This is a genomic window from Prosthecobacter sp., from assembly GCF_044227185.1.
In the GTDB taxonomy this organism is placed as follows: Bacteria; Verrucomicrobiota; Verrucomicrobiia; order Verrucomicrobiales; family Verrucomicrobiaceae; genus Prosthecobacter.
Genome location: NZ_JBGAFO010000002.1, coordinates 491,847 through 517,396, shown reverse-complemented (window position 1 = coordinate 517,396; position 25,550 = coordinate 491,847). Strand labels below are relative to the sequence as shown.

General features: G+C 62.0%; 22 protein-coding genes. 10 read left to right on the top strand and 12 right to left on the bottom strand.

Going from position 1 to position 25,550, the window contains the following annotated elements:
* Window positions 1–95: 95 nt before the first annotated feature.
* The gene (locus ACILSQ_RS06540; RefSeq protein WP_395742785.1) at window positions 96–1,526 is read right to left on the bottom strand and encodes an N-acetylmuramoyl-L-alanine amidase; all 1,431 of its coding nucleotides are present in this window, start codon (window positions 1,524–1,526) and stop codon (window positions 96–98) included.
* A 132-nt stretch (window positions 1,527–1,658) separates the two neighbouring features.
* Between ACILSQ_RS06540 and gpmI the strand changes: the two genes are divergently transcribed.
* The 3 genes from gpmI to ACILSQ_RS06525 are packed head-to-tail and all read left to right on the top strand — an operon-like array spanning window position 1,659 to window position 4,420.
* Window positions 1,659–3,209 carry a 2,3-bisphosphoglycerate-independent phosphoglycerate mutase gene (gene gpmI / locus ACILSQ_RS06535; RefSeq protein ID WP_395742784.1) on the top strand — a complete coding sequence of 517 codons (1,551 nt, stop codon included), beginning with the start codon at window positions 1,659–1,661 and terminating at the stop codon, window positions 3,207–3,209.
* 12 nt (window positions 3,210–3,221) lie between these two features.
* Window positions 3,222–4,082 carry an HNH endonuclease gene (locus ACILSQ_RS06530; protein ID WP_395742783.1) on the top strand — a complete coding sequence of 287 codons (861 nt, stop codon included), beginning with the start codon at window positions 3,222–3,224 and terminating at the stop codon, window positions 4,080–4,082.
* Window positions 4,079–4,420, top strand: coding sequence for a low molecular weight protein tyrosine phosphatase family protein (locus ACILSQ_RS06525; RefSeq protein WP_395742782.1), 342 nt, complete (start codon window positions 4,079–4,081; stop codon window positions 4,418–4,420). Before ACILSQ_RS06530 ends, ACILSQ_RS06525 begins: the two co-directional genes overlap by 4 nt.
* A gap of 273 nt (window positions 4,421–4,693) precedes the next feature.
* Here ACILSQ_RS06525 and ACILSQ_RS06520 read toward each other — a convergent pair whose 3' ends face one another.
* The 7 genes from ACILSQ_RS06520 to ACILSQ_RS06490 form a co-directional block, all read right to left on the bottom strand.
* The gene (locus ACILSQ_RS06520) at window positions 4,694–7,285 is read right to left on the bottom strand and encodes a VWA domain-containing protein (protein ID WP_395742781.1); all 2,592 of its coding nucleotides are present in this window, start codon (window positions 7,283–7,285) and stop codon (window positions 4,694–4,696) included.
* Window positions 7,286–7,520: 235 nt separating this feature from the next.
* On the bottom strand, window positions 7,521–8,654 hold the full coding sequence (locus tag ACILSQ_RS06515) for an aminotransferase class V-fold PLP-dependent enzyme (RefSeq protein ID WP_395742780.1): 1,134 nt from the start codon (window positions 8,652–8,654) through the stop codon (window positions 7,521–7,523).
* Window positions 8,655–8,934: 280 nt separating this feature from the next.
* Entirely contained in the window at window positions 8,935–9,861 is a 927-nt protein-coding gene (locus tag ACILSQ_RS06510) for an alpha/beta hydrolase (protein ID WP_395742779.1), read from the bottom strand.
* Between the two features lie 103 nt (window positions 9,862–9,964).
* Entirely contained in the window at window positions 9,965–10,273 is a 309-nt protein-coding gene (locus ACILSQ_RS06505) for a type II toxin-antitoxin system RelE/ParE family toxin (protein ID WP_395742778.1), read from the bottom strand.
* A complete protein-coding gene (locus ACILSQ_RS06500) occupies window positions 10,270–10,482 on the bottom strand; it encodes a hypothetical protein (RefSeq protein WP_395742777.1) in 213 nt (70 codons plus the stop codon). Before ACILSQ_RS06500 ends, ACILSQ_RS06505 begins: the two co-directional genes overlap by 4 nt.
* A gap of 110 nt (window positions 10,483–10,592) precedes the next feature.
* Window positions 10,593–14,123, bottom strand: coding sequence for a PVC-type heme-binding CxxCH protein (locus ACILSQ_RS06495; RefSeq protein WP_395742776.1), 3,531 nt, complete (start codon window positions 14,121–14,123; stop codon window positions 10,593–10,595).
* 192 nt (window positions 14,124–14,315) lie between these two features.
* Window positions 14,316–15,005, bottom strand: a complete 690-nt coding sequence (locus ACILSQ_RS06490) for an RNA polymerase sigma factor (RefSeq protein WP_395742775.1) — start codon at window positions 15,003–15,005, stop codon at window positions 14,316–14,318.
* 85 nt (window positions 15,006–15,090) lie between these two features.
* On the opposite strand from ACILSQ_RS06490, the gene ACILSQ_RS06485 reads away from it, so the two are divergent.
* Together ACILSQ_RS06485 and ACILSQ_RS06480 are read left to right on the top strand one after the other, a co-directional pair.
* Window positions 15,091–15,618, top strand: a complete 528-nt coding sequence (locus ACILSQ_RS06485) for a hypothetical protein (RefSeq protein WP_395742774.1) — start codon at window positions 15,091–15,093, stop codon at window positions 15,616–15,618.
* A gap of 27 nt (window positions 15,619–15,645) precedes the next feature.
* Window positions 15,646–16,176, top strand: coding sequence for a hypothetical protein (locus ACILSQ_RS06480; protein ID WP_395742773.1), 531 nt, complete (start codon window positions 15,646–15,648; stop codon window positions 16,174–16,176).
* Window positions 16,177–16,212: 36 nt separating this feature from the next.
* Here the strand turns inward: ACILSQ_RS06480 and msrB are convergent, their stop codons facing one another.
* From msrB to ACILSQ_RS06465, 3 genes are all read right to left on the bottom strand, one after another.
* Complete coding sequence (gene msrB, locus ACILSQ_RS06475; RefSeq protein ID WP_395742772.1) at window positions 16,213–16,809, bottom strand: peptide-methionine (R)-S-oxide reductase MsrB; 597 nt, start codon at window positions 16,807–16,809, stop codon at window positions 16,213–16,215.
* Between the two features lie 72 nt (window positions 16,810–16,881).
* Window positions 16,882–19,380: a protein kinase domain-containing protein gene (locus ACILSQ_RS06470; RefSeq protein ID WP_395742771.1), complete on the bottom strand. Its 2,499-nt coding sequence runs from the start codon at window positions 19,378–19,380 to the stop codon at window positions 16,882–16,884.
* A 74-nt stretch (window positions 19,381–19,454) separates the two neighbouring features.
* Complete coding sequence (locus ACILSQ_RS06465) at window positions 19,455–20,090, bottom strand: RNA polymerase sigma factor (protein WP_395742770.1); 636 nt, start codon at window positions 20,088–20,090, stop codon at window positions 19,455–19,457.
* 299 nt (window positions 20,091–20,389) lie between these two features.
* Here ACILSQ_RS06465 and zwf point away from each other — a divergent pair, with 299 nt between their 5' ends.
* From zwf to ACILSQ_RS06440, 5 genes are read left to right on the top strand one after another with little or no spacing between them, the layout of a single operon-like run.
* On the top strand, window positions 20,390–21,931 hold the full coding sequence (gene zwf, locus ACILSQ_RS06460) for a glucose-6-phosphate dehydrogenase (RefSeq protein WP_395742769.1): 1,542 nt from the start codon (window positions 20,390–20,392) through the stop codon (window positions 21,929–21,931).
* Between the two features lie 38 nt (window positions 21,932–21,969).
* Window positions 21,970–22,194, top strand: a complete 225-nt coding sequence (locus tag ACILSQ_RS06455) for an addiction module protein (RefSeq protein WP_395742768.1) — start codon at window positions 21,970–21,972, stop codon at window positions 22,192–22,194.
* Window positions 22,185–22,487, top strand: coding sequence for a type II toxin-antitoxin system RelE/ParE family toxin (locus tag ACILSQ_RS06450; RefSeq protein WP_395742767.1), 303 nt, complete (start codon window positions 22,185–22,187; stop codon window positions 22,485–22,487). The genes ACILSQ_RS06455 and ACILSQ_RS06450 overlap by 10 nt, the downstream gene beginning before the upstream one ends.
* 12 nt (window positions 22,488–22,499) lie before the next feature.
* Window positions 22,500–23,510, top strand: a complete 1,011-nt coding sequence (locus ACILSQ_RS06445; RefSeq protein WP_395742766.1) for a glucose-6-phosphate dehydrogenase assembly protein OpcA — start codon at window positions 22,500–22,502, stop codon at window positions 23,508–23,510.
* A 39-nt stretch (window positions 23,511–23,549) separates the two neighbouring features.
* Window positions 23,550–24,491, top strand: coding sequence for a UbiA family prenyltransferase (locus ACILSQ_RS06440; protein ID WP_395742765.1), 942 nt, complete (start codon window positions 23,550–23,552; stop codon window positions 24,489–24,491).
* Window positions 24,492–24,788: 297 nt separating this feature from the next.
* On the opposite strand, the gene ACILSQ_RS06435 is transcribed toward ACILSQ_RS06440, so the two are convergent.
* Window positions 24,789–25,547: a tetratricopeptide repeat protein gene (locus ACILSQ_RS06435; RefSeq protein ID WP_395742764.1), complete on the bottom strand. Its 759-nt coding sequence runs from the start codon at window positions 25,545–25,547 to the stop codon at window positions 24,789–24,791.
* Window positions 25,548–25,550: the final 3 nt, after the last annotated feature.

Sequence of the window (25,550 nt, the reverse complement as noted above, 5' to 3'; positions counted from 1 at the left end):
TTTCGTGATTCCGGGCTGGGATCAGGAACTGGGACCAGGAATGGTCCCGGTACTAACGGAGGTCAGAGTGGGACCAGGAATGGTCCCACTACTGCTCAGCGCTTGGCCATGGCGGACTCGAGGGCTTTGCGGTAGTTCAGGACGGCGTCGCCGATGGCGGCGGAGACCTGCTGGCGGTAGGTTTCGGAGGCGACGAGCTGGCATTCGGCACCGTTGGTGACGAAGCCGCCTTCGAAGAGGATGCCGGGGCGCTTGCAGCCGGTGAGGACGCTCCACTGGGCACGCTTGATGCCGCGATCGACGAACTTGAAGCGGCTGATGACGCTGGCGTGGACGGCGGTGGCGAGGGCGATGTTGGCGGAGTCCTGCTTGTTGCCGGTGACGCCGTTCACATTGAAACCGCCGCCGCGGCTGATGGTGGCGGCGGCGCTCTGCGGGGTGAGGGCCCAGGTCTCGATGCCGGTGGCGGCGGAACCGCCGGAGTTGAAATGGAAGCTGAGGAAGATGCTCTTCGGGGTCTGATTGGCGATGGCGACACGGCCGCCGAGGCTGATGAAGGTGTCCGTGGCGCGGGTGAGGATGACCTTGAAGCCGCGCTGCATGAGGGCGGCGCGCACGGACATGGCCATCTTCAGGGCGAAGTCCTTCTCATAGCCGTAAACGCCGCGGGCGCCGGCGTCATGGCCGCCGTGGCCGGCATCGACGACGACGGTGTCGAAGTACTCGGCGTTCTGAATGTGGCTGGGGTAGAGGACGGGGTCGATGAGCTTGCAGAGATCGAGGCGGGAGAAGAGCACCTTGCCATTGTACTCCTGCACGGGGAAGCTGAGGATGAACTTGATGTTGTTGATGAGCATTTCCTGGGAGCCGACCTGGGCTTTGAGGATGAGCTTGGAGGAGCCGAGCCAGAAGTGCGTGCCCTGGGTGCGGAAGGTGGTGAAGCCGTACACGGGATTGTAGAAGTTCCGGATGCTCTCCGCGGTGACGTAGTCACGACCACCGATCTTCACGATCTCCCAGCCGCCGTTGGCAGGGAGGACTTCGACGGACTTGGACCTTTCCGAGGGGGAGGGGCGGTCGTCATCGTCTTCTCTGAACTCGCCCTTGGGGGATTCTGTGGACGCGGTTTTCGTCACGTCCTTGATGGGCTGCTCCTTGGACTTGGAAGGTTCGGTTTTTGCGGTGGTCTTGGCGGGCGGGGAGGACTTTTTGCCGAGCTCCACTTTTTTACCGCCGGTGGTGGTGATGACGACGCGCGGCGGCTTGCCGGATTCCGAAGTTTTGGCGGTGGTCTTGGCCGGTGCTGACTTTGATTTGCCGGTGGTGGCGGGCTTGGAGGCCGGCTTTTTCTCGGGCTCGGGCGCCGGCGGGGGCGTCTCGGCCTTGCTGCCGCCGCCGAAGAGCTTTTTGAAGAAGCCCGGTTTTGCATCGTCTGCATGCGCCACGTCGAACGACGCTGAGGCCAGCGCGAGAGCGAGGAGGGCGATGGCGGCTTTGGGGGATGGGGAATGCAGTCCGGGAGTCATGACAGGAATGACGGCAATATCGGATAAAAGCGGTCCTTTATACCCTGAGACGGGCCGGAGCGCAAACGTTCTGAGGGGACGGGGCTGCTTGCCCTTGATAATGAGGCCGCCCTGACGCATGAAACAGGTGTTATGGCAAAAAAACCTGTTGTTCTGATCATCCGTGACGGCTGGGGCATCAACCCCGGCGGCAAAGCTCAAGCCGAGGCGAATGGCGACGCCACCCTGCTGGCCCGCACGCCTTTCCACGACCACCTTTATGCGACCTACCCGATGGGGACCGTGAGCGCGAGCGGCGAGGACGTGGGGCTGCCGGAGGGGCAGATGGGCAACAGCGAAGTGGGGCACCTGAACCTGGGCGCGGGCCGCGTGGTGTACCAGGACCTGACCCGGATCAACAAATGCATCCGCGACGGCGAACTGGCGAAGATGCCGGTGCTGGTGGAGGCTTTTGAGAAGGCGAAGGGCAAGCGGCTGCATTTTCTGGGGCTGATCAGCGATGGCGGGGTGCACTCGCATCAGGACCACCTGACGGCGCTGTGCGATGCGGCGAAGGCGGCGGGCGTGACGGACCTGATGGTGCATGCGATCACGGACGGCCGTGACACCTCCCCGACGGGCGGTGCGGGCTACATGGCGAAGCTGGAGAAGGACCTGGCGCCGAGCGGGGCGAAGATCGCGACGGTGATCGGCCGCTACTACGCGATGGACCGCGACAAGCGCTGGGAGCGCAACAAGCTGGCGTGGGATGCGATCGTGCTGGGTCGTGGCGAAGTACGCACGGATCTGCCGAGCGAGGCGGTTAAGGCGGCGTATCCGAAAGATCCGCGTGGCGATGAGTTCATGCAGCCGATGATCTTTTCCAACGCCAACGAGCAGCGCATTCGTGATGGCGATGTGATCCTGTGGTTCAACTTCCGTGCGGACCGTGCACGGCAACTTAGCGATGCGTTTTTGAAGGCGGACTTCAATGGCTTTGACCGCGAGGTGACGCCGAAGACGGGCTACTACACGCTGACGGAGTACGACGCGAACTACGCGGCGCTGGGGGCGAAGGTGATCTTTGGCACCGAGAGCCTGAACAACAACCTGGGCCAGGTGGTGGCTGCCGCGGGCCTGAAGCAACTGCGCGCCGCGGAGACGGAGAAGTATCCGCATGTGACCTTCTTCTTCAACAGCGGGGTGGAGGAACCGAACCCGGGTGAGGACCGCTATCTGGCGATCAGCCCGAAGGAAGTGCCGACGTATGACAAGAAGCCGCAGATGAGCGCGCCGGACCTGACGTTTGAAGTGATGCGCCGTCTGGAGAGCTACGACCTGGTGATCATGAACTACGCGAACCCGGACATGGTGGGCCACACCGGCGTGGTGGAAGCTGGTATCCATGCCTGCGAGACGATCGATCTCGGCGTGCGGATGATCGTGGAAAAGGTGCTGGCGCTCGGCGGGAAGCTGTTCATCACGGCGGATCATGGGAACTGCGAGCTGATGCGCAATCCGGACGGCAGCCCTAACACCGCGCATACGACGAACCTCGTGCACGGCATCTATGTGGCGGCGGATGCCAACAGCTACAGCGTTGCCAATGGCAAGCTGGCGGACATTGCACCGACGCTGCTGGACATGCTGGGTGTGAAGCAGGCCGCGGAGATGACGGGGAAGAGTCTGCTGGTGAGGAAATAAGGCTAAAAGGCCATGAAATGCATACTTTGCAAAGAGGGGTCTGGCGCAAGCCGATCTGTCGAGCATGTCATGCCCGAATCTTTGGGGAATAAGGAGCACATCTTGCCGCCTGGCTGGGTGTGCGATCGGTGTAACAATTACTTATCGATAAAAGTCGAAGCCCCATTTTTAAATTCTTGGTGGGGCAGGGTCGCTCGTTTTGGCATGGGCGTGGAAAATAAAAAGGGGAATATTCCTATCGGTGAGGCTGTGCACTTGAAAACCAGAACTCGGCTCGATATCAACGTTCATGGAAATAGCACGATTGTAATTCCTTCATCAGGTGAAAATTCAACACAGTGGGAGCAATATCTCGCTGACAATAGTCATGGCACAATTATTTCGCCGATAGCCGATCTCCCACCACTGGAATACGATACGGCTCGATTCATTGCAAAGGTGGCAATAGAGGTGCTTGCGCTCAAGCTTTTGGACACGCCGGGAGCCAATGAAGAATTGGTTAATCAAGTGGCTCTCGACAGCATTCGCGACTATGTGCGTAGAGGGAAGCCGGGTTTCGTGTGGCCTGTAAGCATGCGACGTATTTATCCCGGAAATTTTGCTTTCGTGGATGAGTTCAAAGTTGAATATGAAGTTCTTCACGAATGGGATGTTCTCCCAATCACTTCAGAGGGCATCGAGGGGGTTGAATTGATTGCTGTCATTGCGATTTTCGGCGTGGAGTTTGCGATAAATTTAGGTGGTCCTGATTTACACAGCTACGAGGAGTGGCTTATGCGCAATGATGGTGTTAGTTACTTATATTCGAAATCGCGAACTGAAGTTGTTCTGCCTGAGAAATTTTTGAATAGTGGTTGTCCTCCAATGCTGTGAAACATTTGCTCTTCCTCTGCTCACGCAACCAATGGCGCAGTCCGACGGCGGAGAAGGTGTATCAGAATGATGCGCGGGTGGAGGTGAAGAGCGCCGGGGTAAGCCCTGCGGCGCGGCGTCGTGTGTCGGCCAGGCTGCTGCAGTGGGCGGATGTGGTGCTGGTGATGGAGCATGAGCACAAAGAGAGGCTACGGATGCAGTTTCCTGAGCTTGTGCGGGAGCTGCGGATTGAGGTGCTGGATATTCCGGATGATTATCCGTTTATGGATGCGGAGCTGATGAAGCTGATCCGGGAGAGGGTGGAGCCGCTGCTGGGGGAATGTACTTGTGAACTTTAGCTCGCTCTGGGAGGGGCGGCGCTTTCCAGAGTGAGCTAAAGCTCACGAGTACTTTGCTTGCGCCTGCGGCGCGTCGAGCCGTGGGCGTGCGCCGGTGGTTTGGAACTTCGACAATCAATAATCGATGGTTCATCAATCGTCAATCACGCGCGGCCAGAGTGCCTGGGCATGCGTGACTGACGAAGTTCGAGCAATCGATTTTGATTGTCGAAGTACGAAGGGAAGTGCTGAGCGGGGGGGACGCGCTGAGCTCATCTCGGCGGAGCGAGATGGCTACTGTACCTGGCGCTTTGGCAGCAACTGCCACAAACCGACGACGTGCTCCCAGCGACGGATGGCGGTGTCGATGAGGAAGATGAGGAGGAGAAGAATGAGGAGGGAAGGCCAGAGTTCTTCGTACTGGATGGCCTTGATGGTTTCGAGGTTGGGGAGGGTTTTGGATTCGCCGAGGTAGTCGCCGCCGGTGATGCGGGCGGCTTCTTTGAGGAGGTCTTCATTCACGGTGCCGAGGCTGGCTTCGGTGGAGGGATTGTGAATGAGGCCGGTGGTGACCATCTCGGCACCGAACTGGGCGCGAATGAGATAGACGCCGGCCTGGGTGGGCTTGAAGTCGGCGGTGTAGCTGCCGGGGGCATCCTGGCGGAGGGTGAGTTTTTGCACGGCTTTGAGCGGAGCGCCGAGGGCGTCCGCGGCGACGTGGAAGACTTCGGCGGAGACGGCGGCGTTGTTGGCGCGGGTGCCGGCGTCTGAAAGGAGATCCACACTGATGCGGGCGTCGTCTCCCTGCATGCGGGCGGCGAGATCCATGAGGCGGCCCTGGGGGGCGCGGGCGGTTTCGCGCAGGATCTGGGACCAGAAGCGGCCGTAGCCAGGCCAGCGGGCGATCCAGAGGGAAGCCCAGCGGCTTTTCGCATCGGAGGTGAAGGCGGTGGCTTTGCCAAGGCCGAAGCGCCAGTGGGCGAGGAGGGGATCGCCAGTCTCGGTGACGAGGGGAACCTGCGCGGAGGTGCGGCGGGTGGTTTTCACGTAGCCGAGGAGATCGGGCGAGTCCCACTTTTCAAAGCCTGCGAGGATGGGGTCTTTTTCCTTGAGCTGGGGAAGGAAGGGCTCCTCCCGAATCATGCGGCCTGTGTGCATGAGAGTGTCCTGCGTGAAGATGCGGGTGATGCTGCTGGCATCCATGGTGGAATAGGACTGGCCGCCGCCGCTGGAGGCGATGGCCTGGAGCAGGGCGACGTGGGAGCCTTCGCCGATGGCGACGGTGGAGATGGTGAGGCCTTCATTGCGGCACTGCGTGGCGAGCTGCTCGTAGCCTGCGCCGGCGGTCTGGCCGTCGGTGAGGATGATCATGTGCTTCACACGCGCCTTGGTGCGCAGGAGGGCCTCGCGGGCGAGCTGGAAGGCGGGCTGCAAATTTGTGCCGCCACCGGAGGCGATGGCGGCGATCTGGCCGGACACGGCATTGGTGGACGTGAGGCGTGTCATTGGCGCGACGACGTGGGCTTCGGAGTCGAAGGCCCAGACGCCGAGGGAGTCATTGTGGCCGAGGACTTCGGCGGTGGCGATGGCGGCGCTTTTGGCCATCTCGAGCTTTTCACCGGCCATGGACCCGGAGCGGTCCAGCACGATGGCGACGGCGGCGCTTTGCTTTTCTTCTTCATCGGGGGCTTTGAGGCGGACGGGCAGGACTTCCTCAATGGGGGTGCGGTAGTAGCCGCCGACGCCGAAGGAGCCGGGGCCGCCAAGCATGACGAGGCCGCCGCCGAGTTTATCGACGTAGTCGTGCAGGGCGTTCATGAGAGGTTCGCCGAGTTGATGCGCAGGAACATCGGAGAGGATGACGCCGTCGTAGCCGCCGAGCATTTCGAAGGTGATGGCGAGATTGCCGGGCTGGCGGAGGTCGAGCTCAATGCCTTCCTTTTCCATGGCCTGCATGAGGTAGCGGCCTTCAGCGGCGTCTGACTCGATGTAGAGGAGGCGGAGGCGGCCGCGGACATCGACGATGGCGAGAGCGCTGTCGTTGCCGGGGAGCGTGTCGCCTTTGACGCCTTCGAGGACGGCGCGGTACTGGAAGGTGTTGCGGGTGGAGGGCGTGCGATTGAAGACGATCTCCTGCGTGGCGCCGGGCTTGAGCGTGACGGGCCGCTTTTCCACCTCGATGCCGTTTTCGTAGAGCTTCAGAGTGCCGGTGCCTGCGATGGTGCTTTCGAACGCGGCCTTCAGGCTGAGGCTGGCGCCTTCAAAGAGGCGGGTGCGATTCGGCGTGAGGGAGAGCAGGCGGGCATCCGGGCGATGAGGACCGGCGACGGGAAGGGCGTGCAGCTTGATGCCGGAAACGGCGGCCTCGCGCGCGGCATCGAGCAGGCTGCCGCGGGTCTCGTGGCCGTCGCCGATGAGGAGGATGTTCCGGCTGGCTCCGGGTGGGAAGAGGGCTTCTGCATATTCCACAGCGGCGGCGTAGTGGCTGTCACCGCCGTGCTCTTTCTGCCAGGCGGTCTGCATGGCGGGGGTGCTGCCTGCGGGAAGGAGCTCGGGCTGGGCGCCGAGCTGGACGATGAAGGAGTCGATGCCGCTGCCGAGAGAGGAGCGGATGCGGGCGGCTTCGGCGAGAGATTTGGTGAGGCCTTCTTCGCCCATGCTCTGGCTGGCATCGACAACGATGCCGAGCGCTTTGCGACCGGTGTGCGTGACGCGCGCGGGACCGGCGAGAGCGGCGATGGCGAGCATGATGCCGATGGCGCGGGTGACGAGCAGGAGGCGCTTGCGCAGGCCGGACATGGGGTGCGACGAACGCGACTCGATCCACAGCAGCAGGGCGACTGCGGGGAGGATGAGCAGGAGGAGTTTTGGTGATTCCCAGTCCAAGAGTGGCGGAGGATAGGCTGGCGGCGGGGCGGGGCAAGGGGAGGAATGACGAAACCAGAATGAGGAATGACGAAGAAAGAAACGGAGAGGTGGCCTACGGAACACACGGAACAAACGGAAAACCGGACAAACGTCCCGAGCCCGATGCCTCACTTGCAGGATTGCCCGTGCTACTTCAGATAAAGGGAAGGAATGCCTGGTTTTGAAAACGATCTGAGGGGCAGGAATGCCCCGATTACTTCAGAACGCTGCGGAGGGTGGAGAGGAGCTTGTCGATGTCCTCGGCGGTGTTGTAGCCGTGGACGGCGATGCGGATGCGGCCGACCTGGTGCATGACGTGGATGTTTTGCGCGAGGAGGGCGTCGTTGATGGCGGTGGAGTTTTCGTGCTTGAAGGCGACGATGCCGCTGGAGCAGTCGGGCTGCGCGGGGCTGAGGGCGGTGAGGCCGAGCTCCTTCAAACCGGCATGGACGCGGGCGACGAGGGGATCGGCGTGGGCGACGATATTGGCGACGCCGATTTGATCGAGATAGCGCAGGGAGGCATTCAAGGCATACAAGGCGGCGAAGCTGGGCATGCCGACGGAGAAACTGAGGGCGCCGGGCTTGATGCGGGCGCTTTCAAAACGGTCGGCATCGAAGGCATTGGCGATGTGATACCAGCCGCCGGCGCTGGTGGTGAGGCGTGCGGCGGATTTTTTCGGAATGCCGATGACGCCGCCGCCATGGATGCCGAGGGTCCACTTGTGCGTGCTGGAGATGAGGATGTCGGCATCCTGGCAGTCGAGCACGACGCGGCCGAGAGCCTGGGTGACATCGACGGCGATGACGGCCTGCGGTGCGAGCAGGCGGATCATGTCGCGCAATTTGGCGAAGGGGATGCGGTGGCCGTTGTAAAAGCTCACGAGGCTGACCTGCACGAGGGCGGTGCGCTCATTGAGCAATTCGGCGAGATCGACGAGGTTCAGGGAGCCATCGCGGTTTTTCCACAGGCGGGTGACGGGACGAGAAGACTCGGGTGCGGTGAGCCAGGGCGTGGCACCGGCGGGGAAATCGAGATCGGTGACGACGACTTCGTTTTTCGGCGTGAGCTGGAGGGCGTTGGCGAGGAGGTTGTAGGCTTCGGAGCTGCAGGAGCAGAAGGAGACTTCGTCCGTGGCGAGGCCGAGGTGCCTGGCGGTGATCTCGCGGCAGGCTTCGACACGGGGAAAGTGGAAGTCGCGGCCGCGCATGCCGAGGGACTTGTGGTGCATATACTCGGCCACGGCTTCATTCACGCAGAGCGGCGGGATGCTCTCGGCGGCGGTGTTGAGATAATGAATGCCTTTGAGGCTGGGGAAATGGGCGGCGCGGGAGGAGTCGGTGAGCATGCGGGGAAGTAACGCAGGTTGGGCGGGTTTTCACGCTTGGGGAGAGGCGGAATTAACAACGCGGAGATTTGGAGAACGCAGAGAAAGGCATTCTGCCCCGGGGCATTTGAAAGGCACAAGGACCTTCGGTTTAGCCGCAAAGGGGCGGAGAGGCAGAGGGAGCAGAGAATGGATTGAGTCTCTGCCGCCTCTGCTCCTTTGCCTCTTTGCGGCGAACCGAACGTTCAAAAAACTATGCTGCCGGAAATGAGTTTTGCGAATTGCTGCGATCAATCGCTTCCTAGTTCTCCTGCTTCAGCGCGGGAGCATTCTCCGGCAGCTTGATGGTGGGCTCGCCGCCGAGGTAGCCGAGGGAGGAGAGGAACTCGTCCATCTTTTTGGCGGTGACCTGGATCCAGGGGGCTTTGTTGAAGAAGCCGTGGGGCATGTCGGCGGCGGTCCACATTTCGGCGCGGAGGCCGAGGGCCTTGGCCTTGGTGATGTATTCATCGCCACCGGCCTTGAGTTTGTCGGCGGTGCCGAAGAAGAGGATGGCGGGCGGGGTGTCTTTGGTGAGGAAGCTGTTCGGCGTGATGGCTTCGGCCATTTCGAGGGTCATGGGGCCTTCGCCGGTGGTGCGGTCCTTGAAGAGGGTGGCGATGTTCATGGCGGGATTGAAGAGCACCATGGCATTGGGTTTGGCGGAGATGGATTTGTCGTCGGACTCGGCATCGTAGGCGGAGGCGAGTGCGGTGCAGGCGGCGAGATGGCCGCCGGCGGAGCCGCCACCGGCGATGATCTTGGCGGGATCGATGCCGAGCTCGGTGGCATGACCGCGGACCCAGCGGATGGCGCTTTTCGCATCTTCGACGGCTTTGTCGGGCGAGGTTTTGTGGACGTTGAGGATGCGGTAGTCGGCGCTGATGGCGACGATGCCGCGGCTGGCGAGGTATTCGGACTGCGGGACGAACTGGAGGTAGGAGCCGCTCTTCCAACCGCCGCCGAAGAAGAACACGGCGCAGGGGCGGAGGGCGGTGGTCTGCGCTTCGCCTTTGGGAGAGAAGACGTGGAGTTTCAGCTCGCCCTGCGGGGTGGTTTTATAGACGATGTCCTTGGTGGCGACCTCGGTGGTGGTCAGCTTGATGAGGGGCTTGTCTTTGTTTTTGCCGGCCTTCTGGGCGTGCAGGGGCAGTGCGAGAGCGAGGAGGAGGGGAAGAAGGAGGCGCATGGTTGCGCGGGGAAACGATGAGGAGGGGGCGAATGTTTCGTGGCGTGCCGACATCGAAAGCCAACCACTTGGTGGGCGACCGGAAAACCGATGGAACCACTCTCTACTCGAACAGAGGCGGGAGGTTTTGTGCCCCGTGCAGAACTCTGAGGATTTCGACATCATCCATGCCTTCACGATAAAACAGCAAATAATTGGGGTAGTCGTTTGCAGGAATGAAGCGGATTCCAGCGAAACGAGGTGCGCTGAAACGCGGGCGGATACCGATTCCCGCATGTGCTTCCAAATACTGGGCTGTCTCAAGAATGGCAGTGCGTACATTCGCCGCCGCATCGGGATTGTGCTGCGAGATGTGGTTGGTCACCTCGTCGAGGTCAGCTATGGCGACCGGATTGAAAGTGACCGTTTTCATGCGTGACGAGCACGCAATTCATCCAGAGGCACACGGCGGCCAGGATGGTTGAGCGCTTGGTCGAGCAAGGATTCCAGCGCTTTGGAGGCGCGATGTCCGAAAGTGGTTTGAACAGCAGCTTCAACGGCTGAATCAATATTGGCGAAGCTGCCTTGGGCGATTTGTTCGCGCAGCAGTGCTTCAGCAGGAGCTGTGAGTGTGATCGTCATGGGGGAAATTATCGGCGAAGCTGCTGTCCGCAAGGAGGTATCTTGGGAGGGTGGTGCCACTGCTGCCTGCGTGAGCGCTGATCGACAGACAAGAGTGTCTGTCGTACCTCTTACTTCAGCGTCTGCAGCCAGGCGACGAGGTCGGCGAGGCCTTGGGGGCCGATGGCACCGGCGAGGGCGGGGGGCATGAGGGAGAGTTTGAGTTCTTCCTTTTTGGTGATGCTGGATTTCTTCACGGGGGTGGAGGCACCGCCGGCGATGCGGAGGGTGAGTTCGGTGTCGGTTTCGCTGACGATGTATCCGGTGATGGTCTGGCCTTCCTTGGTGGTGATCTGCTGGCCGACGAAGCTGTGCTCGATGGCGGCGCTGGGGTAGAGGATGGCGGTGAAGAGGCCGTCCTGGCTGAGCTTGGCTCCGATCTGCGAGAGGTCGGGGCCGAAGTCGATGTACTGGCCTTTGACGCGGTGGCAGGCGATGCACCCTGCCTGCATGAACATCTGCGGGCCTTTGGTGGCATCGCCTTTAAGCTTCACGAGTTCGGGGAGCTTGGGGAAGTTGTCGAGGCCTTGGGCGGCGGGGAGGGGGAGTTCTTTGGCGGCCTGATCGCGCACGCTGGCGTCGGTGCTGCGGCTGAGGGCGAGGGCGGACTGGTCTTTGAATTCGGCGGGGAGTTTGCCTTCGCTCTGCCAGCGGAGAATGTTGCGGCCGCCTTCGCCGCTGAGGGCGAGGGCGTCGATGATGGTGTGGCGGACGTCTGCGCGTTTCTCAGACCAGAAGGCTTGATTCAGCACGGCGACGGAGGCGCGATCGCTCACGCGACCGAGCGAGGCGATGAGGGCTTTGGCGGAGGGGGCGTCGGCGTCTTTGAGGAAGCGCAGAGCGCCATCTCGATTGGCGGCGATGAGGCGTGCGGCGTTGACGGACTCAGGTGCGTTGGGATTGGCGACGATGTAGTCGAGCAGTTCTTTTTCGAAGCCGGTGAGGTTGAGGCGTTCGACGAGGGCGATGAATTCGGGTTTGCCGATGACGGGTTTCAGGAGGGAGTCGAGGCGCGCCTTGGCTTCGGGATTGGAAGCGATGGTGTTGCGGTCGAGGAGGGCGGTGGCGGCGAGAGCGGTTTCGGGGTCGGCTTTGAGGAAGATGTTCAAAGCTGCGGCAGCGACTTCGTCATGCTGCTTGTAGGAAAGTAGCTGGAGGGCGCGGAGCATCTCCGGCCAGTTTTTCACAGCGAGCTGGATCCAGCCCTTGTCCGCGACGGTGATGCCATGAGTCAATGAATGGGCGATCAGTTCCGGGGTTTGCTGGGTGCGGGTGCGCCAGATGATTTTCTGAAGCAGGAGGTCTGCCGGAGGAGTCGTGTCCTTCTCCTTCTGATTGGCGGCCTTGAGCCTGGCATCCGCAAAGAGATCCGAGGCAATGCCCAGGGCCTCAATGCTCCAGCGGTTGGAGCCATCTTCCTGGAAGAGGGCTTTCTTCCAGAGGGCGTTGGCTTCGTCGCTGCCGTCAAATCGCAGTGCAATCACTGCCTCGCGGCGCACGGCGGCGTCTTTGTCTGCGACGGCTTTGGCGATGACCTCGCGCAGCCGTTCCGGCTGCTTTTGCTGCCAGAGCATGCGGGCGGCACGGATGGCGGTGATGCGGAGGTTGGGATCGGTGTCCGCGAGGGCGGTGAGGAGGTAGTTTGGAATGGCGAATTTGAGTTCGCTGGGAGATTCGGCAGCGGCCTCGGTTTCGGAAAACCGAGCTACAGTCCAGAGGGCTCGTGCGCGGTGCTGAGGTTCTGCCTTGGTGTCAGCCAAGAGTTTGTTGAGTGCGGGGATGGCTTTGGAGCCGGACTTTTCGAGTGCCTGCCATGCCAGATAGCGCTGCTCTTCATTCGGCGATTTCAACGCAGCGACAGAGCCTTCGACGGTGTCCAATTTGAAACCTGGGGTCTGATACTTCACCGCCGCCTTCGTCGTCACGCGGAAGAGGCGGCCACGCGTCACATCGCCCATGCCGTGGCCGCCGACGCCGGGGTCGTACCAGTCGGCGACGATGAGGGAGCCGTCGGGGGCGACGGCGACGTCGCTGGGGCGGAACCATTTGTCTTTGGTGCCTTCGAGGATGTTCACGATTTCGGCTTTGTAGCCTGCGCCATCGGGCTGGGTGATATAGGCGCGGACGACGTTCGGGCCGGCGTCGCAGTGGATGGGCTGGCCGTGGAAGATGCTGGGGAGGAGATCGCCTTCATAGACTTGCATGCCGGTGGGGCTGCCGGCGCCGGTTTGCAGGAGGTTGGGGATGACGCCGGGGTCGTTGAGGTGCCAGTGGCGCTGGGGGATCTCGCTCTCCCAGCCGATGCGTGGCGTCTGCCAGCCAGCGCCGGTCATTTCGTCGGAGTAGCCGTAGTTGCCGAACTCCATGACGTAGTTGATGCGCACGCCTTTGTTGCCGTCGTCGTCGTTGTCGGACTGCCAGAGGGTGCCGAAGCTGTCCACGGCGATTTCCCAGTTGTTGCGGAAGTTCCAGGCGAGCACTTCGACGTTGCTGCCGTCGAGTTCGCAGCGGAAGACCATGCCCTGCTGGTAGGGGCGGTTGTTTTGGTTGGTGCATTTGATGCCGTGGATGTCGGTGATGAGGTTGCCGTCCTTGTCGCAGAGCTGCTTGCCGGCGTTGCCGAAGTTGAAGTAGAGGCGGCCATCGGGGCCGAAGTGGAAGGCGTGGATGCCGTGGTCGTGCTGCGCGCCGCCGATCTTGGTGAACATGAGCTCCTTGCGGTCGGCCTTGTCGTCGCCGTTGTCGTCGATGAGCCAGAAGACGTCGTCGCCACAGGAGATGAGGGCTTTGTTGCCGAGGACGCAGATGCCGTGGGCGCTGTCCACATCGTGGCCCTGGTGGAAGACGGTGGACTTGTCGGCTTTGGCATCACCGTCGGTGTCTTCGAGGATGAGGATGCGGTCGCCTTCAGCGCGTTCGCCGAGGTGCTTGCGGTAGTTCACCACTTCGCAGACCCAGACGCGCCCGCGTGCGTCGATGTCGATGCTGGAGGGGCTTTCCATCATGGGCTCGCTGGCGAAGAGCTGCACTTTGAGTTCGGGGTGCACGGTGAGGGAATCCACCGCATCGGCGGGATCGTGGGAGCTGCTATCGCTGGCGGTGATGGGGCCGGGGTTTTCGGTGTAGACGCGGAACTCCACGCTGGCGCTGCCCTGCTTGGTTCCGCCTTCATCGAGAGCGCCGCGGGCTTTGAAGCGCTTGGAGCCTGCGGGGAGATTGAAGGCGATGATGCTGTTCGCATGTGTACCGATGCCGTACTCGATGGCCTTGCCGGCGCTGCGGAGTTCGGTGCTTCCAGCGCTGGCATTCACGCGAACGCTATTCCAGCCGGACTGCGCGGATTTCCATTCGATTTCCGTGAGTTTTTTCTCGCTGCCATCGGCGAGGATGAGGCGTGGCTCAGCCCAGTCTGCCCAGTCAGCGGTGAAGCCGTTGCCGCCATCGGTGACGACGAGGTAGAGCTCCTTCGCACCTTCGAGGGAGACGTCGATGTCTACGCTGTGGTTCGGCGTGGTACTGGTGATGAGCTTGGAGCTGAAGAGCGGCTTGGGCGCGGCGAGGAGCAGCGTGGGGGCGAGAAGGGCGAGCAGAACGGGTTTCATGCGGGAGGCGGAGAGTACGCTGGAGGAAAGGGGGATTTTTAGAGTTGGCAATCGGTGGTTTTGGGCTCTCGCACGCCGTGGGGCCAGGGGAGCGATGGGCGGGCGCGATTGACGATTCATCCTTCGCTCTGCGAGCTTCGGAGAACACGTTGATGAGCAATCGATTTTTGATTTCAGAAGGGAAGAATGGGCTCACTCCACGTCTTCGCCCAGGTACGCAGCCAGGTGCTTGCGGAGTTCCGTGCGGGCGCGGAAGAGGAGGCTCTTCACGGCGGGGAGGGACATCTTGAGGACGCTGCAGATGTCCTCGTATGGGAGGTCCTGGTGGCGGCGCATGATGACGGCGATGCGCTGCTTCTCCGGCAGGGCGGCGATGGCTTTGTCCAGGGCCTGCTCCAGCTCGGTCTGCTGGGTGAGATGATCTGCGCCGGGGGTGCTGTGGTCGGCGAAGTGCCTGGGCGGATCGTCTTCGCTTTCCTGCTCGATGCTGACCTCCTTGCGGCGGGAGCGGCGGCGGGTTTCGTTGAAGACGAGATTGCGGGTGATGGTGAAGAGCCAGGTGGTGAACTTGGCGGTGACCTCGTAGCGCGGGGCGCTGCGCCAGACGCGGATGAAGACCTGCTGGGCGATGTCGTGCGCGTCGTCCACGTTGTTGAGCATGCGGGCGCAGGTGCCGATGACGGCGCTCTGGTGGAGCTCGACGAGGCGCTCGAAGGCTTTCACATCGCCCTCTTTGACGCGGAGCATGAGGCGGATGCTTTCCTGGTCGGATGACTCCTCCCCACCGTCGGCGGCGGCCTGCGGTGCGTGGGTGGGAGCGTTCCGTTCCGGGTGGGGCATGAGGTAGGCAGGCGGTGGGTCCGCCATGCTAGCGAAGGTCATGTGCAAAGTAAACCACGGGAGGAGCGGAATGGTTGCGCGCGAACATTTGACGTTCAAAGAAGCGTCGTTAAGCGTAAATCCCTATATGAACGATCAAACCTGGGACACGACTTTTCGCGAACTCTTTGAGCGCTGCGCCAAACTGCACCGCGGCGGGGACACCCGCGCGGTGAACTGGTACACGGAGGCGGACAAGGCCTTTCTGGACAGCATTGGCTACACGGCGCAGGAGTTTTTCGACTTTGTGGACGACCACTGCCGCTATGGCGTGGAGGGGCCCTCGCTGGAGACGAGCCTGCTGGTGGCCGCGGTGCGGCGGGATTATTTCCGCGTGGTGCAGAACAGCCAGCGCACCGGGAAAACGGTGCCGCCGAGCGAGCTGCCGGCAAAAACGGCGGCGGTGGAGGGCATGCCGTGGCTGCCGCGCCTGATCGTGAAAGCGCGGGCGAAGCTGAACGGAGAAATGGACCCGGACACGATGTACGGCTGCGGCGGAGACCGGGCGTTTTTTGAGCAGCACAAGCTGCACCCGGCGGATTTCCTGCGCGTGACATGGGCGGCAGGGGACGATGACAAGAAGATCATCGAGTTTGCGAAGACGGGGAAGATGTGAGGGAGGGCTTAGGCTGGAGGTGCTGGAATGGAAGAACTCAATCCTTACACGGCTCCTCAGGCTACTACGCTACCGGAGAATGCGAATGCCACGGACATCCGCATTTCCTATTTGCGTAGTGAAGCAAACTTAAAAGCCTGTGGTGTGTTCAGCATCACGATCGGAGCTTTCGTTTTGGTGGCGACGATCAACATGGTGAAAAACCATCTGGAGGAAACAGGTGGCCTTTACATGGGGCGGGCATGGGTCACTGCTCTTTCGCCTCTCGCTGGAGGCATCGGTTTATGCTTCCTCCGACGCTGGGGCTGGTTCCTTGCCTTCGCGTTTTATGGGGTCTGTGCGGTGGCCGATCTTTTTAGGCTGCCCCGAAGTGCTTTCACACTTTTGACGGAAGTTATTTTTCTGGGATGTCTGCTGCGTTCCACCACTCAAAAAGTGATGTCAAAAAGCTACACGGCCATCAGAAGAGCCACGCCTGAAATCACCAGCCGTGTGGCATCCTGGGGCTGGTGGACAGCGGGACTCTATGTTTTGACAGTGGCAATCCTCAGATCGTAGACGGTGAATAATGCGGGCAGGAGTGCCCGCATCACTTTACTTCTTCTGCACGCCGCCTTCTTTGTTCACTTCGCTTTTCTTTTCCTGGACGGCGGCGGAGGAGACTTCGAGGAGCTTGGGGGGCTCGCCGCCTTTGGGGACGAATTTGAGGGCGACGCCGTTGATGCAGAAGCGGCGGTCCGTGGGGGTCTTGAAGCCTTCGCCATCAAAGACGTGGCCCAGGTGGGCGTCGCAGCGTTTGCAGACGGTTTCGATGCGGTGCCAGCCATGGCTGTTGTCCACCTTTTCGAGAACGCCCTTGGCCTTGGAGGTGTCGTAGAAGGAGGGCCAGCCGCAGCCGGAGTGGAATTTTTCCTTGGAGGTGAAGAGCTCGGCGCCGCAGCACACGCAGTAGTAGGTGCCTTCGCCCTGCTTCTCGAATTCTTCATAAGCCGCACCATTCTTGGGCTCGGTGCCGCGCATGCGGGTCACCTGGAACTGCTCCGGGGTGAGCATTTTCTGCCAGTCGGATTCAGACTTCACGATTTCGGGCTTGGACATGGGTTTGGAAGTATCGGTTTTGGGTTTGTCCTCGGCCTGAGCGATGCAGAAGGCGGCGGCAAGGGCGGAAAGAAGGGCGAGGCGGAGTTTCATGGCGTTGGTTTGCTGCTGGCTGATACGTGGGAGGACCGCCGAAGATTGCTTATTCCCGCAAAAGAGCCGGATTCAATCGTCGTCTTCACGGGCCATCTGGCCGATGTTCCAGAGCAGGAGGCGGAAGCCGGCATCGGGATGGCGGTCGGCGGCGGTGGCATGGCGGCGGAAGGAGGCGAGGAGTTCCTGGCGCTCTGAAGTGGTGTAGGCGCCGCCGCGCAGCACGCCCTGGTCTGGCATGGCTCCCCAGGAGTCTGAGACCCACTCCCAGAGATTGCCAGAGAGGTCGTGCAGGCCGCGGCCGTCCGCGCGGAAGGAGCCCACCGGCGCCGGGCCGGCAAAGCCGTCGTCGTATTTGGGAATGGCCTTTGTGCCGGTCTTGTCCGCGCTTTTGTCGAGGAAGTTGCCGGATTTCGCGGGAGGCGGCCAGATGAAGCCCCAGGGGTAGATGCCTTCGATGCGCAGACTGCGTTCGGAGGGGGTGTCGCCGATCTCGCGGGAGAGGTAGGCGGCCATGCTCCACTCGTCGTCGGTGGGCAGGCGGTACTCCTGATCGGGCTCCAGGAGGCTTTGGGCGCGCTCGCGGTCGGTCAGCCAGCGGCAGAACTGCTCGGCTTCGGAGCGGTTCACCATGCTGACGGGGAGGTCGGGCTCGGCATCCAGCACGCGGCCTTCCACGGGCGGCTGGTTGGTGGCCTTGGCAAATTCGAGGAAGTCTTTGCGGCGGGTTTCGATGCTGGCGAGCATGGCCTTGCCGAGGGGCACGAACTTGATGCCGAGGCTGTTCTGCCAGGGCTTGCCAAAGACCACGGCGCCGGTGGCTTTCAGGCGCAGATTGAAATTGATGCTCTGGCCCTGCTTGAGCTTGCCGTCCGCGGCCTCGGGCTTGTAGCCGGGCAGGATGATTTCGTAGCTGAAGGCGTCCGCGCGCACCTTTGGCAGGGCCAAGGGCGTGCGGCCGAGGAGTTGCTCGCCATCGAAGACCTGCGCGCCTGGAGGGGTGCTGTCGATTTTAAGGCTGCCGTACTTCAGAGCCACGATCTCGCAGCGGATGGCCATGTGCCCCTTGCGCGGGGGGGAGGAATTGGGAGAGCGGGGGAGCTTCACCGGCTGCCAGACGTATTCGTGGTCGGCGTCGAGACGTCCGCTTTTGCGATCCATGAAGGTCATCCAGGCGCAGAAGGCGTCCGCGTCTTCGCGGGTGGCCTCAGCGACGCGGATGGAAGTCTTGTCCGGCTGCACAAACTCCGCCGCGCCCCACTCCGCGGGACGGTCTGCGGTGATGAGGAAGGTGTAAAAGAGCTCCGGGGTCACCGGGAGGTCCGCCACATGGCGGTCGTTCTTGAAGGTGAACCACTGCCCGAGGCGGTTCTGCCAGAGCTTCCCCGGGGTGGGTGGCTGCGGCTTTGCGGGGAGCACTGGCAGCGGCTTTACGGGCAGAGGGATTTCATAGCTCCAGTCGCGCTGGTGCTTGCCCATCACCAGACCGCTGGCCACGAGGAAGGAGGCGAGGGTGGTGATGATGGCGGCGCGGGCGAAGCGGCGCACAAAGCTCTCCGGCCGCACATCGCCGACATGCTGCAGGGCCTCGGCGAAATCTGAGGCGTGGGTGAAGCGGCGGGCGAGGTCGGCCTCGCAGGCCTGGCAGATGACGCGGTTGAGATCGATCCAGAAAGGCCACTCTTCGTCGGAGAGATTGTCCGGCACTTCGGGGAACTCCATGCGGTCTTTGCCGCTGCTCATTTCATAGAGCACCTTGCCGAGGCTGTAGATGTCCGCCTGCGGAGTGCCGGGGCCTTCCGGAGGCACGAAGCCCTCCGTGCCCACAAAGGTGCGCTCTCCGAATGCGGCGACGAGGCCGATATCCGCGAGTTTGCACACGCCGCCGACGAAGATGATGTTGGAGGGCTTGATGTCACGGTGGGTGAGACCATGATTGTGCATGTAGTGGAGTGCGTCTGCCAGGTAGACGCCCGCATCCCGGCAGAAGAAGGGATCCAGCCGGCCGTGGCGCTTCATGTCCGTGGTGAGCGTGCGAGGCACGTAGGTCTTCACGTCCTTGATGTGCGCGCCGTCCTCGGCGTCGTCCGCCAGCTCCATCACGCAGTAGTAGAAGCCGCGCGTTTCATTCCAGCCGACGTGGAGGATGTGCACGAGGCAGGGATGGCCGCGGGAGATGGGCTCAAACTGCTGGATGCCCTGAAACTCGCGGTGGAAGGTGCGGGTGAGTTCGAAGTCCTCCCGCCAGACGATCTTTACGGCGCGGAGGGCTCCGGTGACGCTCTGAGCCAGCCACACTTCGCCATAGGCCCCGGAGCCGATGCGCTTGAGCAGGGTGTAGTCGGGAATGACGATGTCGTCGCGGTGGGAGGGCGGGCCGTTTTTTTCGCGGCTCTTCACCTTTTCATGGGGCGTGGGCGCGGCGATGGGAGGAGCGGGAAGATGGACCTCGAAGGAATCTGCCTCGAGAGCGGCTGCTGCGCCGGGGTGCAGCGCGGGCACGTCATGCACCTCCTCCGCGCTGGGGTGCGGGGGCTGAGGTTCGGCGGGCAGGGCGGCTGAATCGCTCATGAAGCAGGCGTGGAAGGAGGATGGCGGGGTGATCTGGACTGCTCAGGCCAGCACCAGCGCGCGGAACTCTCCCACTAAAGCATCGTATTCTCAAGCCCCTGCACTTCTTTCTTCACCAGGGCACCGACGCGGTGCTTGGCCAGATAGACCTGTGCGGCATTGATTCCGAGGGCCTCGGAGGTCTTTTTCACCCCCCAGCCCTTCATCACGTAGCAGTCAAAAATTTGGAACTGGCGGGGAGAGACCTTGGCCTTCACGCGCTCCAGCGCGGCGGCGGTGATGTTGTCGCGCCACTCGCGGTCCCAGATGTTTTCCAGCAGGTTGTCCTTGTCCTGGGAGAGGCGGTCGATGACCTGGCCGCTGGTGTCCTCGGTGTCGGCATTGCCCTGGTCTGCGAGGGAAGGCTGGCGCTTGCGGGCGCGGAAGACATCGAGAATGCGCCAGCGGGTCATCTGCAGAAGCCAGGCCTTGAAGGAACCGGCGCGCGGGTCGTACTGGCCTTTCTGCACCTGACGGGCGATGGCGATGACAGTCTCCTGCACCACATCGAAGGCTTCCTCACGAGTGAGGCCCGCCTTGGTGCCGACGCTGAAGATGAGACGCCAGTAGGTCTGGTAGAACTCGTTCCACGTCTTCTGATCCTCCCAGTTGTTCAGACGCTCGATCAAGCTCTTGCGGGTTTTCTCCCACAAGCCCTTGTCTTTTTTCACGTCTTCCGGGATCGGAATATCTGGCTCAGGTGCCGGTTTGCTCATCCCGTTAACTCTTAACGGATGAGACGTGCTGTCAAACCTTTGAAACTCAGCAAGGATGGAGAAAATGAGCGAAAGAGACGCTTATTTTGCGCGGCCCCCCCTGCCATGGAGGGTTCAGCCGGATTCATGGATGCCATGAAGTCATTTCATCCACCGCGGCGGGTGGCGGAGGCATCGCCGGTTGCCATCGTGATGGGGAGGGCTAGTCTGGCAGTCCAGCGCCACGTTTGTGGCGTAGTCCCTGCTTTAAAGTCATGCCCGAACTGGAAAATCCCTTTCAAGAGACACTGCTCTCCCGCCACCGTGCGGAACCCTGCACCGTGGTCATCTTTGGCGCCACCGGCGATCTCACGCACCGCAAGCTGATCCCCGCCATCTACAACATCGCCGCCGCCGGAGACCTGCCGCCGCAGTTCAAGGTGGTGGGCTTTGCCCGGCGTGAAAAAACGGATGAGGGCTTCCGGAAGGAACTGGAGGAGGGGAACCGCAAAAACAGCCGGCAGGGGCACAATGACGAGCTGTGGGAGAGCTTCTCCCAGTGCATCCACTACCACCGCAGCGAATTTGAAGACCTCGAAGGCTACAAGTCTCTGCGCGAGCTGCTGGACAAGTTTGATGAGGAGCGCGGCACGCCTGCGAACCGCCTCTTCTACCTGGCCTCCGCGCCGGAGGCCTTCAAGCCCATTCTTGAGATGCTGAAGAAAGCCGGGCTCAATGAGGGCGTGGGCGGCAAGTGGGCGCGGGTGGTGTGTGAAAAGCCCTTCGGCAAGGACCTGGCCACCGCGCAGGGGCTGAACGCCGTTGTGGCGGCCACGTTTGAAGAAAAGGACACCTACCGCATCGATCATTATCTGGGCAAAGAAACCGCGCAGAACATCATGGTGCTGCGCTTTGCAAACTCCATTTTCGAGCCGAACTGGAACAGCCGCTACATCGACCATGTGCAGATCACCTGCGCGGAGAATCTCGGAATGGAAGGCGGACGCGGCGGCTATTATGACACCGCGGGGGCGCTGCGTGACATGGTGCAGAATCATCTGCTGCAGCTCGTCTCGCTGGTGGCCATGGAGCCGCCGACCGATCTCAGCGCCGACAGCGTGCGTGATGAAAAGGTGAAGGTGATCCGCGCCCTGCGCCCGCTGGTGGGGCCTGAGGAAGTTGGCAAACACGTGGTGCGCGCGCAGTACACCGCAGGCAGTGTGGATGGCACACCGCGCGTGGGCTACCGGCAGGAGGACCGGGTGAACCCCGAGTCGCAGACCGAGCCCTACGTGGCGCTGCGGCTGATGATCGACACGTGGCGCTGGCAGGGCGTGCCGTTTTACATTCGCGTGGGCAAGCAGCTTCCGAAGAAGGCCACGGAGATCAGCATTCATTTCAAAAGGCCGCCGCAGGTGCCCTTTGCCACCTCGTCGATGCTCAAGAACAGCGAGAACACCCTGGTGATCCGCATTCAGCCGGACGAAGGCATCGCGCTGCGCATCCTGTGCAAGCAGCCGGGGCAGGCGATGAGCATGCAGCAGGTGAAGATGGACTTCCGCTATTCATCGAGCTTTGGCAAAGCCAGCCCCGAGGCCTACGAGCGCCTGCTGCTGGACGCCATGGCCGGTGACGCCACGTTGTTTGCCCGCCGCGATGAAGTGGAGAACGCGTGGAAGTTCATCGACCAGATCGAGAACGCGTGGCACAAGTCTGACACGCCACCGCCGATGCATGAATACCCCGCGGGAAGCTGGGGACCGAAGGAAGCGGATGATCTGCTGCGCGCGGATGGGCGTGAGTGGCGGCTGCTTTGATAACTTGTCATGCCGGAAACTTTACGACACCTTTACTCATGACCACTTTGCTTCCTCTTGACCAAATGAGCCGTGGTGAAAAGCTGCGGGCGTTGATGGATCTGGAAAACGATCTGTTTCCCGTCACAGACGACAAGCAGCCGCCCTCATGGCATCTGGAACTGCTGGAGGAAACGGAACGAAGGCTGGCTGCCGGGGAAGAGCAGTTTGTTTCCCTGGAGGAGGCCAGGCGCCGCATGGCCGGCCTGAAACAATGCGTGTAACTCTCTCAGAAAGCGCGCTTGGTGATCTGATCGAGGGGCGGCGCTTTTATGAAGACCAGGAGGATGATGAACTCGGCGATTACTTTGAAAGGTGCATGTTTCAGGAGCTTGAATCTCTCGAAAAAAACGCAGGCATTCATCGCGTGGTGAATGGCCGGCACCGGCTCATTTGCGGCACTTTTCCTTTTGCCATTTATTATCGCATGGAACCCAACGGCGATGCCCCGGTCCTGCGTATTTTAGACTGCCGCCGTGATCCGCGCTGGATCAAGCGAGCGATTAAAAATTCCTGACTCTCCATTCTCATGCCCTCTTCCAATCTCAACGACACCGACCTGGACCGCCTGGGGCTTGAAACGCCCATTGCGCGGATTGACCGCGCTCTGAAGCAGCTTTGGGAAGGTGATGAAGCGAAGACCCGCGCCTCGCTCATCAACCTGGCGATTTACACCGAGGACAGCTGCCAGCTCATGGCGGACAATGACCTGCTGGACGATGTGGCCGCGGAGCATGCCTGCCGCGCGCTGCTCATTCTCGCACTGCCGGAGGCCCAGCCGCCGCGCGCACGGGCCTGGATTCAGGCGCTGTGCCGCCCCTACCAGGGCAAGCAGGTGGTGTGCAGCGAGCAGATCAGCTTTGTGCTGGAAGGCGGCGACGCCACGCAGGTGCAGAACATCGTCTTTGCCCACCTGGACTCCGACCTGCCGCTGGTGGTGTGGTGGCAGGGGGATTTGTCGAAGAATTTTGAAGAGCGCCTGTACAGCCGCATCGACACGCTGATCATCGACAGCTCGCGCTGGAAGGATCCCGCGCGGCAGTTTGACGCGCTGCTGGCCGCCATGAATTCTGAGACCGGTGACTTTGATGTGCGTGATCTTGCGTGGACGCGCTCGCACTTCATGCGCACGGCCCTGGCCGCGTGCTTTCAGGATGCCGCCACCTGCCACAATCTGGACAAGCTGCGGACCATCCGCATCACGCATCTCAAGGGCCAGCGGACCAGCGCGCTGCTGCTCGCCGCGTGGATCAACCAGCGGCTGAAGGCGAACCTGAGCGTGGAGCTCAGCGAGAAGGACAGCGGCCCCGCCCTGCAGGACCTGGTGCTGGAAGGGCCGGGCGTGCGCGGCGAGGTGAGGCGCGACTGCGACTCCTGCTTTGTGCGGGTGAACGCGACCTGCGGCGAGCACACGCGGGAGGATCTCCTGCCCGCGGACGTGGACAGCGAGGCGGAGCTGGTGAGCGAGCAGCTCTCCCGCTTTCACGGCAGCACGCTCTACTCCTCCATGCTGCCGTTTGTGCGCAGCATGCTGAAATAAGCGTTCGACATTTGTCCCGCGGGTTTCAAGACTGGGGGCATGCGCCCCTGGCTTCACCTCGCCCGTATTTCAAATCTGCCCACCGTGTGGACCAACGTCACGGCGGCATGGCTGCTCGCTGGTGGCTCGCTGGCGGACGGGCGCTTCGTCTGGCTGCTGCTGGCGGGTTCGATGCTGTACACCGGCGGGATGATTTTGAACGACGCGGCGGATGCGAAGTTTGATGCGGAGCACCGGCGGGAGCGGCCGATTCCGAGCGGGGAGATCGGTCTGCGCGCCGCGTGGGCGGTGTCCTGCAGCCTGCTTTTCATGGGCGGGGTCGTGGTGCTGGGATATGGTGCGAATCCGCAGATCACCGGGCTGCTGGTGGGCGCGATTGTGTTTTATGATCTCTATCACAAGCGCTGGGAGGGATCCGTGGCGGTCATGGGGGCGTGCCGGATGCTGCTGTATTTGATGACCGCCTCCGCGGTGTCCCCCTTTGCAGCGGTCAGCAAAAAGGAGTCCGTGACTTTTTTCGGCGCCGAGTGGCACTATGAAACGGGCCTGCTGCCAGCGGGGCCCATGATGGTGCTGCCGTTTGCCCTGGCGCTGGGCTGCTATGTGACGGGCATCACCCTGGCGGCGCGGACGGAGCATCAAAAGGGCAAGAACAAGGACGAAGCGCCCATGCCGGTCGCCCTGCTGGCGTTTGCCCTGTTGTACACGCCGGCCATCGTCTGTGCCATGCGGTTCTCCTCCGCGGGGGGCAGTCCGCTGCAGGTGCTGGTGCTCGGGGTGTTTGCCGTGCTGGTGGCCTATGCCACGCACACGCTGCGCAAAGGCGGCGCCGCCGTGGGCCGGGCGGTGGGCTGGCTGCTGGCGGGCATCGCGATTGTGGATGCGCTCGCCATTGCCACGGTCTCGGTGAAGCTGGCGCTGGGGTTTGTGGTGCTCACGCCGCTGCTGCGGCTCTGGCAGCGCTGGGTGGCGGCGACGTAGGAGTGGTGCGGGCAGGTGTATCATCAGGCGGCAATGCCCAGGAGGTGTGCGCCGACGAGCTGCATGGACGTAGGACGGTCGTGGCGAAGCCCGCCCGTCCATCAGCGTGTGGCAAGCCTCCCCTCTTGACGAGCGTTTCAGCGGCTTCGGGGCGTGTCAGCGTACGGCTGGCTCCATGGCGTGCGAACGTCCTCGCGGTCGGGCGGTTTGGCGGAGGTCATGACAGAGCGTCGGAGGGGCTTCGACGCCAAACACGACCAACCTACGGCCGGAGCGGCTGCCCGATGGCCGGATGGATCACGGCGGTGGTTCGCCCATTTTTTTGATGACCTGCCGGAGCTGCTGCTGTGTTTCGGCGTCATCCGGCGCGAGCTTGAGCGCGGCTTCAAAGGATTTTTTGGCCTCCTGATATTTGCCGAGCTCGGCGTAGAGAAGGCCGAGATTGTAGCAGGCGTTCACACTGCCGGGATCGAGAGCGAGGGCCTTCAGATAGGACTTCAGGGCCTCGTCTTTTCTGCCCACCTGATCCTGCAGATTGCCCAAATTCAGATGCAGCATGGCGCTGCTGGGATCCAGGCGCAGGGCTTCGGTGAGGGCGGCTTCCGCCTCCTTGAGCTTCTTGGAGCCCGCTAGGAAGGAGGCGTAGCTGTTCAGCGTGAAGATGCGCTCCTTTTCCTGCGCATGGCTTTTTTGCAGGTGCAGCAGGAGCTGGAAGTCCACCTCCTCCAGATCCTCCGGCGGTTTGGCGCCCCAGTCCACCAGCAGGCTCATGCGATGCACGCGGGCCTTGAGCCGCTTCATTTCAATTTCGAGGCGGGTCTGCGTGGAGAGTTCAAACGCCTTCTCGTAGGCCTTTTCGGCCATGTCGTAGCGCTCCTCCTCCATGAAGTCGTCCCCCAGGGACACATACTGGCCGATGACCTTGCGTGACTGGTAGCGGTCCCACTGGTCCTGGATGGAGGGAATGAAGAAGGCGAGGAGCATGACCGAAGCACTGCTCAGAGTGGCAATGTAGGGCCAGGCTTTCTTGGTCAGGGAAACAGGGCGTTCGTCCATGGT